9 protein-coding genes and 1 tRNA gene are annotated in these 13,575 nt (G+C 51.3%); 7 read left to right on the plus strand and 3 right to left on the minus strand.

Annotated features, from left to right (window positions below; genetic code table 11):
* Window positions 1-90 precede the first annotated feature (90 nt).
* A complete protein-coding gene (locus K1X45_RS11740) occupies window positions 91-1,218 on the minus strand; it encodes an NAD(P)/FAD-dependent oxidoreductase (protein WP_220158909.1) in 1,128 nt (375 codons plus the stop codon).
* 284 nt (window positions 1,219-1,502) lie between these two features.
* On the opposite strand from K1X45_RS11740, the gene cysD reads away from it, so the two are divergent.
* From cysD to cysQ, 3 genes are all read left to right on the plus strand, one after another.
* Window positions 1,503-2,483 (plus strand): sulfate adenylyltransferase subunit CysD, encoded by a 981-nt coding sequence (gene cysD, locus K1X45_RS11745; RefSeq protein ID WP_220158910.1) that lies wholly within the window; start codon window positions 1,503-1,505, stop codon window positions 2,481-2,483.
* On the plus strand, window positions 2,483-4,435 hold the full coding sequence (gene cysN / locus K1X45_RS11750) for a sulfate adenylyltransferase subunit CysN (RefSeq protein ID WP_220158911.1): 1,953 nt from the start codon (window positions 2,483-2,485) through the stop codon (window positions 4,433-4,435). The genes cysD and cysN overlap by 1 nt, the downstream gene beginning before the upstream one ends.
* A gap of 72 nt (window positions 4,436-4,507) precedes the next feature.
* Window positions 4,508-5,326 carry a 3'(2'),5'-bisphosphate nucleotidase CysQ gene (cysQ, locus tag K1X45_RS11755; RefSeq protein WP_220158912.1) on the plus strand — a complete coding sequence of 273 codons (819 nt, stop codon included), beginning with the start codon at window positions 4,508-4,510 and terminating at the stop codon, window positions 5,324-5,326.
* Window positions 5,327-5,449: 123 nt separating this feature from the next.
* On the opposite strand, the gene K1X45_RS11760 is transcribed toward cysQ, so the two are convergent.
* Both K1X45_RS11760 and K1X45_RS11765 read right to left on the minus strand, forming a co-directional pair.
* On the minus strand, window positions 5,450-6,028 hold the full coding sequence (locus tag K1X45_RS11760) for a hypothetical protein (protein ID WP_220158913.1): 579 nt from the start codon (window positions 6,026-6,028) through the stop codon (window positions 5,450-5,452).
* A gap of 299 nt (window positions 6,029-6,327) precedes the next feature.
* Window positions 6,328-6,404 (minus strand) — tRNA-Pro (locus K1X45_RS11765).
* A 409-nt stretch (window positions 6,405-6,813) separates the two neighbouring features.
* On the opposite strand from K1X45_RS11765, the gene K1X45_RS11770 reads away from it, so the two are divergent.
* The 4 genes from K1X45_RS11770 to glpD all read left to right on the plus strand — a co-directional run bounded on the left by K1X45_RS11770 (window position 6,814) and on the right by glpD (window position 13,484).
* A complete protein-coding gene (locus tag K1X45_RS11770; protein ID WP_220158914.1) occupies window positions 6,814-8,355 on the plus strand; it encodes a phosphomannomutase/phosphoglucomutase in 1,542 nt (513 codons plus the stop codon).
* Window positions 8,356-8,460: 105 nt separating this feature from the next.
* Window positions 8,461-10,722, plus strand: coding sequence for an AGE family epimerase/isomerase (locus tag K1X45_RS11775; RefSeq protein WP_220158915.1), 2,262 nt, complete (start codon window positions 8,461-8,463; stop codon window positions 10,720-10,722).
* 229 nt (window positions 10,723-10,951) lie between these two features.
* On the plus strand, window positions 10,952-11,719 hold the full coding sequence (locus tag K1X45_RS11780) for a DeoR/GlpR family DNA-binding transcription regulator (RefSeq protein ID WP_213596237.1): 768 nt from the start codon (window positions 10,952-10,954) through the stop codon (window positions 11,717-11,719).
* Window positions 11,720-11,957: 238 nt separating this feature from the next.
* Window positions 11,958-13,484, plus strand: coding sequence for a glycerol-3-phosphate dehydrogenase (glpD, locus tag K1X45_RS11785; protein WP_255560401.1), 1,527 nt, complete (start codon window positions 11,958-11,960; stop codon window positions 13,482-13,484).
* The last annotated feature ends 91 nt before the right edge of the window (window positions 13,485-13,575 follow it).

A 13,575-nucleotide genomic window follows, 5' to 3' on the forward strand; every position in this document is an offset into this window, starting at 1 on the left:
TTACGGCGTGAAACTACCGGTAGTTTTGTCCGGTAAATTCCGCTGAGTTGCGTAGTCAGGCACAAATATCGTAGCGGTATTTGTGCCTTTTTATTTTATAAGTGTGCTGATATGAGCGGCAATGGCAAGGCTGGAGGTCAGCCCCGGACTTTCAATGCCGAACAGGTTGATAAGCCCTGTTATACCGTGATCGTCACTGCCGCAAATGCGGAAATCCGCTGCGGTTTCACCGCTGCCGCTCAGTTTCGGGCGGATACCGCTATAGGTTGCCTGTAAAACACCGTCCGGCAATTCCGGCCAATATTGACGGATTGCAGCATAGAAACTGTCACCGCGCTGCGGATCAACGGAATAATCAAGACCCGTTTGCGGGGCGACCTGCTCCAGCCATTCCACATCGGGGCCGAAGCGCATTTGCCCGTTGAGATCAAGCGTCAGATGTACTCCTAAGCCCCCGTCTACCGGCACCGGATAAATCAAATGCGAGAAGGGGTTTTTGCCGGATGCTGAGAAATAATTGCCTTTGGCAAGATGCAATGCCGGAATATGCTCCGGCGCCAGCCCGTCTATGGTTGCGGCTATCGCCTGTGCACCAAGACCGGCAGCATTGATGAAGCGCTCGGCTTCCAGCGTAAATTCTTCACCGCTTTCACGGTCGCGGGTGGTAATAGAGAAGCCGCCGTCAATCTGCTCAACACGCAGGATTTCGGTGTTGAAGGCAATAGCTGCTCCATGATTTTCCGCATCGCCCTGCAGGCTCAGCATCAGAGCATGACTGTCGATAATGCCGGTGGAGGGGGAGAATAAAGCGGCAGTACAGCGGATGGAGGGTTCCAGTGCCTGTGCTTGCGCCGCGCTTAGTCTTTGCAGATCATGCACGCCGCAGGCTTCTGCACGTGCTACGATTTTGTCCAATGCGCTATGCTGGGCTTCAGACGTGGCAACAATCAGCTTGCCGCAGCGTTGATGCGGAATACCCTGTGCTCGCGCGTAATCATAGAGCCGTTCTTTACCTTCAACGCAAAAGCAAGCTTTCAGACTATCCGGCTCGTAATAAATACCTGCATGGATGACTTCGGAATTACGTGACGAGGTTTGCGTGCCGATCATATGTTCGGCTTCAAGCACCAGTGTTTCAAAACCGCGCATTGCCATTTCGCGGGCAATGGCCAGACCAACCACACCGGCTCCGGCAATCACACAAGCTGTCTTTTCCATAAATCATCCCCGTCTGCTCTCCGGCGGGCAGGTTATGCCGAGCGGCAGATGGTGCGCAAGATAAAAGCTCGGCGAAAGCTGCGGAAAATCACGTTTGCGGTCATCGGAGAAAGGCATTCCATGTCTGGCTTCTCCCGCGCAATGAAAATGACATTCGCCGGCAAACTTAAAGATATCATCCTTTCTCACTTGTGCGGTCTTTCGGCATGATGATGCGCATGTTTCATCGCCGGAACAGCGTTTCTCTGAGTGAAATGAAGGCCGGACAAAATACGGAATTGAGTATGAGCCTTGCACTGCATGTGGCGGATCTTGTACCGCTTACTTCGGATCGTCAGGTTGGTCGACAGTCCGGCCGGTCTGTCGCGCCGCTGACCCATCTGCAAAGACTGGAGGCCGAGGCTATCCATATTTTCCGCGAAGTCGCGGCAAATTTTACAAAGCCGGTGATGCTCTATTCGGTCGGCAAAGATTCATCTGTAATGTTGCATCTGGCACGCAAGGCTTTTTATCCGGCACCGCCGCCATTTCCGTTTCTCCATGTTGATACGACATGGAAATTCAAAGAAATGATTGCCTTTCGTGATGCGCAGGCCAAGGCGCACAGGCTTGATCTTCTGGTGCATATTAATGCGCAGGGTGTGGAAGCCGGTATCAATCCGTTTGTTCACGGCTCCAATGTCCATACGGATGTGATGAAGACACAAGCCCTGCGTCAGGCGCTGGATAAATATGGATTTGATGCTGCCTTTGGCGGTGCGCGGCGCGATGAGGAAAAGTCCCGAGCCAAGGAACGGGTATTTTCATTCCGCAATGCGACCCATAGCTGGGATCCGAAAAATCAGCGCCCTGAAATGTGGAATATTTACAATACACGCATCCAGACAGGGGAGTCGATCCGCGTGTTTCCGCTGTCTAATTGGACGGAAGCCGATATCTGGCATTATATTTATCAGGAGAATATCCCGATCGTGCCGCTGTATTTTGCGGCACCCCGTCCGGTTGTCGAGCGCGATAATATGCTCATTCTGGCCGATGATGAGCGACTGCAATTGCGTGCGGGTGAAAAGATTGAAACCCGTATGGTGCGGTTCAGGACGCTGGGCTGTTATCCGCTGACTGCCGCAATTGAATCGCAGGCGCAAACCTTGCCGCAAATATTGGAAGAAATGCTGCTGACGCGCACATCGGAGCGGCAGGGGCGGCTGATCGACCGCGATGAGGCCGGTTCCATGGAGAAGAAGAAGCGGGAAGGATATTTCTGATGACGGATAGTATCACCCGTGCAGATCATTCCGATGCAGTGATTACGGATTATCTGGAGGCGCAGGAGCACAAATCGCATTTGCGGTTTCTGACCTGCGGCTCTGTTGATGACGGTAAATCCACCCTGATCGGGCGGCTGCTTTATGATGCCAAAACCCTGTTTGAAGATCAGATATCGCAACTGCATCATGATAGCCGTAATCATGGCACCGCAGGCGATGATATTGATTTTGCATTGCTGGTGGACGGGCTTGAGGCAGAACGTGAGCAGGGTATCACCATTGATGTGGCCTACCGGTTTTTCGCCACGCCGAAGCGGCGTTTTATCGTCGCCGATACACCGGGGCATCTGCAATATACGCGAAATATGGTGACCGGCGCTTCCACCGCCGACCTCGCAATTGTGCTGGTCGATGCCCGCAAAGGACTGCTGGAACAGACACGCCGTCATAGTTTTATCGCTTCACTGCTAGGCATCCGCCATATTGTACTGGCGGTGAACAAGATTGATCTGACCGGTTATGATGAGGCGATTTTTAATCAGATTGTGCTGGATTATCAGGCCTTTGCGCAAGGCTTGGGCTTCAGCACTGTTCAGGCCATTCCGGTATCGGCACGCTTTGGCGATAATATTCGCGCATCTTCAGAGAAGATGCCTTGGTATCAGGGGCCTTCACTGCTGGAATGGCTGGAGACTGTGGCAACGGACAGTAAAGCGGAAGCCGAACAGGACTTTCGCTTTCCGGTGCAATATGTCAGTCGTCCGCATGCGGATTTTCGCGGGTTTGCAGGTACAATCGCCTCGGGGCAGGTCAGTGTCGGTGATGAAATTACCGTTGCCCGCTCCGGTGTGAGTTCAGCCATCCGCTATATTGTGACGGCAGATGGCGAGCTTGAAACTGCTCATGCCGGACAGGCAGTGACGCTGGTGCTGGAAGACGAACGCGATATTTCCCGTGGCGATATGCTGACGCATCCGCAATCACGACCGCAGGTGAGTGATCGTCTGGCGGCGAAGCTGGTCTGGTTTGCACCGGAGCCATTGCGGGCAGGGCGGCAATATTGGCTGCGTAGTCAGACCGATCAGGTCAGTGTGACCGTCAATACACTCAATTACCGGATTGATATTGAAAACACGGAAAGACAATTCGCGCAGGAGCCTGCCGATCAGTTGCAGATGAATGAAATCGGACAGGTTGCTTTGCAACTTTCCGCACCGCTGGCCTTTGATCCTTACGGGCAAAATCGTGCGACCGGTTCTTTCATTCTGATCGAGCGGCAGACCAATGCAACCGTTGCCGCTGGCTTGATCGATCATTCCCTTCGCAGAGCCTCGCATATTCACGTGCAGGCGGCCAAAGTTACACCGGCAGAGCGGGCGGAACAGAAATATCAAAAACCGGCACTGCTATGGTTCACGGGGCTGTCGGGCTCTGGCAAGTCGGCGCTGGCAACAGTGTTGGAACAGCGTCTGTATCTGGCAGGCAAACATACATTCATTCTCGACGGTGATAATCTGCGTCACGGCCTCAACAGTGATCTCGGTTTTTCAGCGGAGGAGCGCAGTGAGAATATCCGCCGTATTGCTGAAACATCGCGTCTGATGCTGGATGCAGGACTGATTGTGCTGGTGTCGGTGATTGCACCTCTGGCGCAGGATCGCACTTTGGGGCGTCATCTGGCCGGAGAGCATGATTTTGTCGAGATCTTTGTCGATACGCCGCTGGAACTCTGTGAGGCCAGAGATGTGAAAGGGCTTTATGCCAAAGCCCGTGCCGGTGAAATTCGTGACTTTACCGGCATTGATGCCCCTTATGAACGACCGGAAGCGCCGGAATTGCATCTGCGCGGGCAGACAGGCAGTGTGGACGATCTGGCTGATGAGGTCGAGAAATATCTCAATCAGCGTGGTCTCATGCATAGTCTGGTCGATGAGGGCTGGTCGATTTAACGCTCAGAGATCCATGTTTCTTCGATGGGTAAAATGTTATATGACGCTCTGAACGGGCGTGAGGAATTTAGCATGAGCATTGAAAAGACGTCACTGGCCAACGATGATCTCATGGCAGTGATGCAGCAGGCGGCGCTTGAGGCCGGTCACGAGATTATGCGGTTTTATGAGACTGGTTGTGAGATCAGTCTGAAACCGGATGCATCTCCTGTGAGCGAAGCCGATCACGTTGCCGAAGAGGTTATTCTCAAAGCTTTGCGCGCTTATCTGCCCGATGTTCCTGTGGTTGCTGAAGAAGAAATGGCCGCCGGTGATGGCCCTGTTGAGATTCGTAATCGTTTTTTCCTTGTTGATCCGCTGGATGGCACAAAAGAATTTGTGCTGCGCAATGGTGATTTCACCGTCAATATTGCGCTGATTGAAAACGGGGTTCCTGTGAGCGGCGTGGTCTATGCACCGGTCAGCCGCAGGCTCTATTGCGGGTCGCCGTCCGGTGCATGGCAATATGATGTGCAGCCGGAGGCTCTGTCTGAGGCAATACGTTTGCAGGTGCGTGAATGCGGCGAGCAGAAAACCGCTGTCGCAAGCCGCTCCCATAATACACCGGAAACAGATGCTTATTTGCAGGAACAGGCCATTGCCTCCTGTGTGAGCGTCGGTTCGTCTTTAAAATTCTGTCTGCTGGCCGCCGGTCAGGCCGATGTCTATCCGCGTTTCAGCCGGACAATGGAGTGGGATACAGCAGCAGGCGATGCAGTGCTGCGGGCTGCAGGCGGTAAGACCCTGACGCTGGATGATCAACCGCTGACCTATGGCAAGCGTAACCAGCTGTCTGACTGCGACTATGCCAATCCGTTCTTTATTGCTTATGGCAGTGCCGGGCCGGTCTGAACCGGCTCAAATGTCAGAGCGTTTCACAGAGTCAGGTTGGATCAACTTGACTCTGTGATATTGCGACCAGCTAAAGAATCCAGAGCGAGCGCTACGATCCAATCTGGACGTAAACCGCTCTAGTTACATACGCCCGCAATTGCGAAGCTGTGCTGCATAACGCTGCGAAATATTGGTGGCTTTTTTGGCGGCGCGCTGCACCATGGCATTGCCGCGCCAGCTGCCTTTTGCATAGCCGCCATGACCGGAATAATAAGCCAGATACAGATTATACGGATCGTTCAGAGAGATGCCGTTACTGATATTGCTCTGCTTGTGATACCAGCCGACAAAATGGATCGCATCGCCAAAATTGGTGCGGCTCGCACCATAGCGCCCTGTTTCACGTGTATAACGTGCCCATGTGCCGTCCAGCGCCTGAGAATAGCCATAGGCGGAAGACTGACGCTTCCACGGAATGAAACCGAGCAGCTTGGTACGTGGCGGGCGCGCATAGGGCTGGAAGCTTGATTCTGTGTAAATCGTCGCCATCATGATCGGGATCGGCACGCCAAAATCACGCTCGGCTTTTTTGGCATCCTTATGCCAGTTATTCACCCAGCCGTCGCGCTGATCGAAAATTGCACAGGCATTATTGACTGATTTGGGTGCAGAGGCGCAACCAGCCAGAAAAACAGCAAAAATAAGAAGGAATTTTTTCATTTAGGCGATCTTTCAGGCAGGCAATCTCTGGGGCGAAATGAAACATTCCGTCTTGCGAAAAAGATGATCCGCAAAACAGCAAAGTGATAATGCTGAAAATCATAACGTGAAAAACTTCGGCAAAATGTGGTGCAAACAGGTTTTGAATGACTATGTTTGCTGGCGTAGTTAACCTTGGGTTAAAAACGCGGTCGCCGGTACCGGCGCTCAAATATAAAAATAACGTGCGATGATTAAATCATCCACGTTCAAAAGACTGAATTCTATAAGGAAATTTATAAACACCACTTGATGTTTGATGGTCGGAGCGAGAGGATTCGAACCTCCGACCCCCTGATCCCAAATCAGGTGCGCTACCAGGCTGCGCTACGCTCCGTTGACCGTGAGGCGGCTTATAGCGCCGCATTTTGCTCCCTGCAAGCGAATTATGCAAAAAAATCAAAACAACTGTTTATTATTGAAATTTATGAGCTTTTTGCGTCTGATTTTCACTGTTGTCAGAATTGATTTTTGTACGGAAAAGGCCGGTTTTCCAAAGCAATATGTGCATTGGTCTTGATTATGAATTTATAAATAAATCAATATAATCAATTATTTAATGGCTAAATTTTCAGATTAAAATTTATTGGATTTGTCCGGTTTTTGCAAAATATCGCTTGGCAAAAATGATTTTCCGATCCTATGGTCAAAGAGGGAATACAAAACAGTTTTGAGTGAGTTTTAGCCGTCCGGAATGACATCCGTTCAGGTCATGCATGTTCTTTGATTCTTTTCAGGAGCAAATAATGCAATCCACCGCGACCAATACAGGGCAGTCCATTCAATATTTTACAAGTGAGTCTCCGGCGGATGAGGCAATCTTGATCCGTCCGGAAGGATTTCGGGAATATGATGCGCGTTGGTGGTATGGCTTTGCGGGTACTGAACAACCCGCTGAAATTAATCTTGTTGGCATAACAGCCGTCGGAGCAGGTTTGGCGCATATGGTGCGGCAGCGCGGTATTGAATCGGCAATTGTGGTCGGCCATGATCTGCGTAGTTATTCGTTTGAGATTAAGACAGCGCTTATTAAAGGCCTGATATCCGGCGGTATGCAGGTCTTTGATATCGGGCTTGCGCTGTCACCTATGGCTTATTACGCGCAATTTGCGCTGAATGTGCCGTCTGTTGCGATGGTGACCGCCTCACATAATGAAAATGGATGGACAGGGGTGAAAATGGGCTGTGAACGCCCTTACACATTCGGACCGGCAGATATGGCTGAGCTGAAATCAATTAGTCTGGAGCATCAGGCTGAGCCGGCTAAAGGCGGAAGCTATAATCCCGTCAATAATATCGAAAAGCTTTATTCCGCAGCTTTAACAAAAGGCCGCTTTTTAAAACGCCATCTGAAAGTTGTTGTTGCCTGCGGAAATGGCACTGCGGGACTGTTCGCTCCGCAAGCTCTGCGCCGGATTGGTTGTGATGTTGTGGAAGTTGACTGCGCGCCGGACTGGAATTTTCCGCATTATAATCCTGATCCGGAAGCCGCTCCCATGCAAAAAGCAATGGCGGAGGCCGTGAGAAACTATGGAGCTGATCTGGCTTTTGGCTTTGATGGTGATGGCGACCGTTGCGGTGTGGCGGATCATGAGGGCAATATTATTTATGCTGACCGTATTGGCTTGCTATTGGCGCGGCAATTCTCAGAAAGGCACAAAGCCGCGCATTTTATTGTCGATGTGAAATCGAGCGGATTGTTTCGCAGTGATCCGGTATTGCAGACTAATCAGGCGACGGTTGAATATTGGAAAACCGGCCATTCCTATATCAAGCGCCGCATGGGGGAGCGCCGTGCATTGGCGGCGTTTGAAAAATCCGGTCATGTGTTTTTGAACCAACCTTTGGGACTGGGTTATGATGATGGTCTGGCAACCGCCATCGCGGTTTGCGAAATGCTGGCGGCCCATCCGGAGCAGAGTTTGGCCGCGCTCCACCGGCAATTGCCGGTCAGCTATGCAACGCCGACGCTCAATATTCCTTGCTGTGATAGTGAAAAATACGAGGTCGTCAGCCGGATACAGGATTATTTTGCCAATTTGTTTGATGTGGGTGGTTCATTTGCAGGGCAGAAGATTACGGAGCTTCTGACCATTAATGGTGCGCGTGTCACAGTGGCTGACGGTACATGGGGATTGATCCGTGCATCGTCAAACAAGCCGGATCTGGTGGTGGTTGTCGAGAGCCTGGTCTCGCTTGAGAGGCGCAATGACATGCTGCGCGCAATCAAAGATGTTTTGAGACAATTCGGGGCAGGGGAATTACCCGATTTTGAGATTGGTTTTTAAGTTTTTTGAATAGCTTGGGCGGGGGCGTTGGCTATGGCATTTGATCGGGAAAACGGGAAGTTCAACGGAATTAATAGCACGAATTTGCCGTTGTTGAGTTTTGTGATGAGTGGCGGCAGTGGCTCACGTTTATGGCCGCTCTCCAGAAGTGACAGGCCTAAACAATTTCATCGCCTGTCCGGTGACGAGAGCCTGTTGTTGGCGACTTTAAAGCGCCTGCAATTTGTTCCTGAGAACCGAATTTCTGTGATCGGTGCGCAGGCTCATTCCGAGCAGATTGCACAAACAATTTCTGCTATGTCTGATATGGGGGAAATCGGGACAATCTTAGAGCCTGTAGCGCGTAATACCGCTGCGGTTGCGGCACTCGCCTCACTGTCTGCATTATCGGGCTGTGATGATGCTTTAATCCTGCTTTGTCCGGCAGACCATGAAATATCGACTACAGAGCAATTTTGGCAGAGCGTAACACAGGGTATTCCCGCCGCGACGCAAGGAGCGATTGTTACATTCGGGCTTTTGCCGGAACGACCGGAAACCGGCTATGGTTATATTCAGGCCGGTGAGCCGCATGGGACTGGCTATGTTATCAGTGGATTCACTGAGAAGCCGGATTGTGACAGTGCATTGTCCTTCATCCGGCAGGGAAATTACTTCTGGAATTCCGGCATATTCCTGTTTCGTGCCAGCACTATGCGGGACACCTTTCTGCAATATGCGCCGGATATCTGGCTGGCTGTGCAGGCTGCACTCGATAAGGCAGAGCGCGACGATAATGCGATAAGATTACCGGAACATCTGTATCAGTCTGTGCCTGCGATTTCCTTCGACCATGCGATTATGGAAAAAGCGAGCAAGCTTGTGCTGATACCGGCTTCATTCCGCTGGAGTGATCTCGGCTCATGGCAATCTTTGCTCCAGCATCAACTGCAGGATGGCCGCGGCAATGTGTTGAGCGGTGACGTGATCGCCCATGATTGCAGCAATAGTTATATTCGCAGCGACAGCGGATTACTCGCAGTGTCCGGCCTGAATGATATGGCTGTTATTGCTACCAAGGATGCAACCTTTGTGGCTCCGCTGGCACAGAGCCAGCATGTGCAGGCCATTGTCAGACAGCTGACACAGCAGAACCGTGCAGAATTATATTATGAAACGCCGGTTCCTCCATCCGGCACGCACCGGCAAAAGGTGCAGGACTGGTTATTTGAACAGGCGCTGCCTTTCTGGGCTGTGCGCGGTACCGATCATCGCCATGGTGGTTTTTATGAGAGCCTTTCTATGCAGGGACTGCCGGTTGCAGGCCTTCGTCGTTCACGGACAATAGCGCGGCAGATTTATGCTTTTGCGAAAAGTCATCAGGCGGGATGGAGCGGAGAGGCTGCAAGTCTGATCGCGCATGGACTGCTCTTCATGCAGGCGAAAGGGCGCAGTCGCAATGGCGGCTGGGTGCAGTCATTTCATGCTGATGGCAGTGTGGCGGAAAGTCAGGAAAATCTCTACGATCAGACCTGTATGCTGCTGGCACTGAGCTATGCTCATCAGGCGGGACATAATCAGGCTCTGCAATTAGCGCAGGAGACTTTTGCATTTCTGGATGCCCGACTTGCGCATCCCAAGGGCGGGTTTTACGAAACATCTGCTGACCGCAATAATCCGCAGGCTATTCTCAGCAGCAATGCACATATGCATTATCTCGAAGCCTGTCTGGCATGGCACGAAGTGAGCGGAGATCTTTTGTTTCTCCGTCGTGCAGCCGAGATTGTAGCTCTATGTGAATATTATTTTTTTGATCGTGATTATTGGTGTTTGGGAGAATATTTCACTACGAACTGGCAGCGGGTGCGGGATGAGCGTGGCACTCACACAGAGCCTGGTCATGCTTTTGAATGGGCAGCGTTACTCAGTGATTATGCCAAACGCACCGGTTGTCAAAACACACAGCGGATGGCGCATCGTTTGTATAGCAATGCGATTTCCAGCGGGATCAACCGGACGACAGGTCTGGCCTATAATGTGGTGTCGCGTGAGGGCAGGCCGGTGGATAGCGGTAGCCGCAGCTGGCAGCAATGCGAGGCGATCAAAGCCACGATCATGCTTGATGGTTATAATGGTCAGAATATGAAGCCGGAAATCGAAGCGCGCATCGCCACTTTGTTTCGCTGGCACTTGCATCCTGCAAAACGTGGTTTGTGGATTGACCGCGTTGATAAGAACGGAAGTCATTGCTCCGGTCATGTGCCGGCTTCAATCCTCTACCATCTGGTCAGTGCACTGACCTTATATTTGCAAGTCGCGGCAAAAGCTGCGGATAGGCCTGTCGCGGGCAAGTCAGGCATAGCCGAGAGAGCAGCTTTGTCAGTCTGAAAGGAATTGTCTGTGGAATTATGCTGATACAAAACAAACTTATTTGAATATGAGGTTGATCTGCTTGTGTTCAGCCACTGATTAGTTATCCTGACATGCAAAGCTGTTTCAGGAGAAGCGAAAGTCGCTTTCCTGAAGCCGCGTTCAAAAACAATCAGAGCGGGCGCGGAGGATAAATCCGCATCAGGCACGTTTTGTCCGTTTAATGGGTAAAATCAGGCAGATTTTTATGCAGCACTCTCCGCGTCATCGTGCCATTCTGGAACAGGCCAAGCTGAAAGGTCAGGTGCTGGTTGATGATCTGGCTGAGCAATTTCAGGTCAGTCCGCAGACAATCCGTAAAGATCTCAATGATTTGTGCCGTGCGCAATTGCTGACTCGTACCCATGGCGGCGCTTTGTTTCCCTCCGGCGTGGAGAATCTGGAATATGAAGCGCGTAGGCAAATCGCAGCCTCGGAAAAACAGGCTATCGGTCAGGCCGCAGCTGCATTGATACCGGAAGGCGCATCGCTTTTCATCAATATCGGCACGACTACTGAGGCAGTGAGCCAGCATTTACTGTCGCATAATCAGCTGATGGTGATTACCAATAATATCAATGTCGCCAGTCGCTTACGCGTCTATTCAGGGCTGGAAGTCATTATTGCCGGTGGTGTTGTGCGCGCCAGTGATGGTGGCATTGTCGGTGAGGCGGCAGTTGATTTCATCCGTCAGTTCAAAGTGGATTATGCAATTATCGGCGTTTCAGCGATTGATGCCGATGGTGCATTGCTCGACTTTGACTATCGCGAGGTGAAGGTTGCGCAGGCGATCATCGCCAATGCCCGTCATATTATTCTGGTGGCGGACTCCACCAAGATGGAGCGCAGCGCGCCTGTGCGGATGGGGCATTTATCGCAGATTGATACTTTCATCACTGATCAGTGCATTGAACCGTCATTGCGTCAGATTTGCGCCGATCATGATGTGCAGCTGATTGAGGCTTTGAAACTTTAAGACCTGACAGGTTTTATCTCGCAACGGCATAAGTTTTTTGCACGTTCTTATTTTTGTGAAGTTTCGTTTTTTCGCTCGATTTAGTTTCGTTTTTTACTATATTGCTTTCATATTGCGGATGGTGCCGGATTGAAGACGATTCCGGTGCGCCGTTTTTCATGTGTCACAGCCGTGTCAATTTACCGTGCTTCAAGCAGTTACGTATTGAATTGACATGATTTTCGGCGGAGCTTGCGACGTGGTTGCAAATACGGACTACGATATTTTCATTATTGGCGGCGGCATTAATGGCTGCGGCATAGCTCGCGATGCTGCAGGGCGTGGTTTCCGCACCGGTCTGGCCGAAATGAAAGATCTGGCAAGCGGTACATCCTCCCGTGCAACCAAACTTATTCATGGCGGATTGCGCTATCTGGAACATTATGAATTCCGGCTGGTACGTGAAGCCCTGATGGAGCGTGAAGTGATCTGGGCTAATGCCCCGCATGTGGTTAAGCCAATGCGTTTCATTCTGCCTTATCATCGCGGCGGTGTGCGTCCGGCATGGCTGTTGCGTCTGGGATTGTTCCTGTACGACCATATTGGCGGGCGCAAATTGCTGCCTGCAACCCGCACCCTGAATATGAAAACCGATAAGGCTGCGGCACCGCTGAAAGACCTGTTCACCAAGGCTTTTGAATATTCCGATGCATGGGTTGATGATGCGCGTTTTGTGGCACTCAATGCGATGGATGCCAAAGAACATGGCGCAACAATCCGCACCCGCACCAAAGTCATTGCCGCACGGCGCACAGCTGATATCTGGCATCTGACATTGCTGGATTTGCGCTCGGGCAAAACCAGTGAAGTGACATCAAAGCTCTTGGTGAATGCTGCCGGCCCGTGGGTTGACCGTGTGCTTGCCGGTGTGGAAGGTCTGGCCGAGGTGCATAATGTGCGTCTTGTGCAGGGCAGCCATATTGTGGTGCGTAAGAAATTCGACGGCGATCGTTCTTATTTCTTCCAGAATAATGACGGGCGCATCATTTTTGCTATTCCTTATGAAAATGATTTCACACTGATCGGCACGACGGATCAGGACTATCACGGTGATCCGGCGAAAGTAGAAATCACTGATGCCGAGAGCGATTATCTGTGCTCTGCCGCCAGTGAATATTTCCGCGAGCCGGTAAAGCGCGAAGATATTGTCTGGGCTTATTCCGGTGTCCGTCCGCTCTATGATGACGGAGCCGATAAGGCGCAGGAAGCCACACGCGATTATGTGCTGAAAGACGATGCCGGTGAGAATAAAGCACCGCTGATTAATATTTTCGGCGGTAAAATCACAACCTATCGCCGTTTGTCCGAGCATATGATGCAGAAGATTGAGCATTTTCTCGGTAAAAAAGGTGCGCCGTGGACACATAAGGCGCCATTGCCGGGCGGTGATTTTCCGGTGCAGGATTTTGGCCGGATGAGCGCGAAGCTTGGCACCCATTATCCTTTTCTGGCGCCGTCTCATGCGGCACGACTGTTCCGTATGTATGGTACGCGTGCGCAGTGGATTTTGGGCAATGCAGCGGATTATAAAGATCTCGGTCAGCATTTTGGCGCCGATCTTTATGAAGTTGAAGTGCGTTATATGATGGTGCAGGAATGGGCACTGACCGCAGAAGATATTGTCTGGCGGCGTAGCAAACGCGGGCTGGTCATGACAGCAAACGAGATCGCGGCGCTGGATCAGTTTATGAAAACCGAAACCGGTTATCATGAGGAAGCGGTGTAAGACTGGTCTTCTTGCTTTGGTTTAAGTTTACACCGCAGCCTGATTTATCAAGCTGCGGTGTTTGTTTTTACAGCCATAGTTTCTCCTCCTT

The organism is Pseudochrobactrum sp. Wa41.01b-1 (assembly GCF_019464455.1).
Classification (GTDB): domain Bacteria; phylum Pseudomonadota; class Alphaproteobacteria; order Rhizobiales; family Rhizobiaceae; genus Pseudochrobactrum; species Pseudochrobactrum saccharolyticum.

Coding starts and splice junctions, on each gene's coding strand:
- K1X45_RS11740 (WP_220158909.1), bottom strand. CDS start 1,218: ATGGAAAAGACAGCTTGTGTGATTGCCGGAGCCGGTGTGGTTGGTCTG.
- cysD (WP_220158910.1), top strand. CDS start 1,503: ATGAGCCTTGCACTGCATGTGGCGGATCTTGTACCGCTTACTTCGGAT.
- cysN (WP_220158911.1), top strand. CDS start 2,483: ATGACGGATAGTATCACCCGTGCAGATCATTCCGATGCAGTGATTACG.
- cysQ (WP_220158912.1), top strand. CDS start 4,508: ATGAGCATTGAAAAGACGTCACTGGCCAACGATGATCTCATGGCAGTG.
- K1X45_RS11760 (WP_220158913.1), bottom strand. CDS start 6,028: ATGAAAAAATTCCTTCTTATTTTTGCTGTTTTTCTGGCTGGTTGCGCC.
- K1X45_RS11770 (WP_220158914.1), top strand. CDS start 6,814: ATGCAATCCACCGCGACCAATACAGGGCAGTCCATTCAATATTTTACA.
- K1X45_RS11775 (WP_220158915.1), top strand. CDS start 8,461: ATGAGTGGCGGCAGTGGCTCACGTTTATGGCCGCTCTCCAGAAGTGAC.
- K1X45_RS11780 (WP_213596237.1), top strand. CDS start 10,952: ATGCAGCACTCTCCGCGTCATCGTGCCATTCTGGAACAGGCCAAGCTG.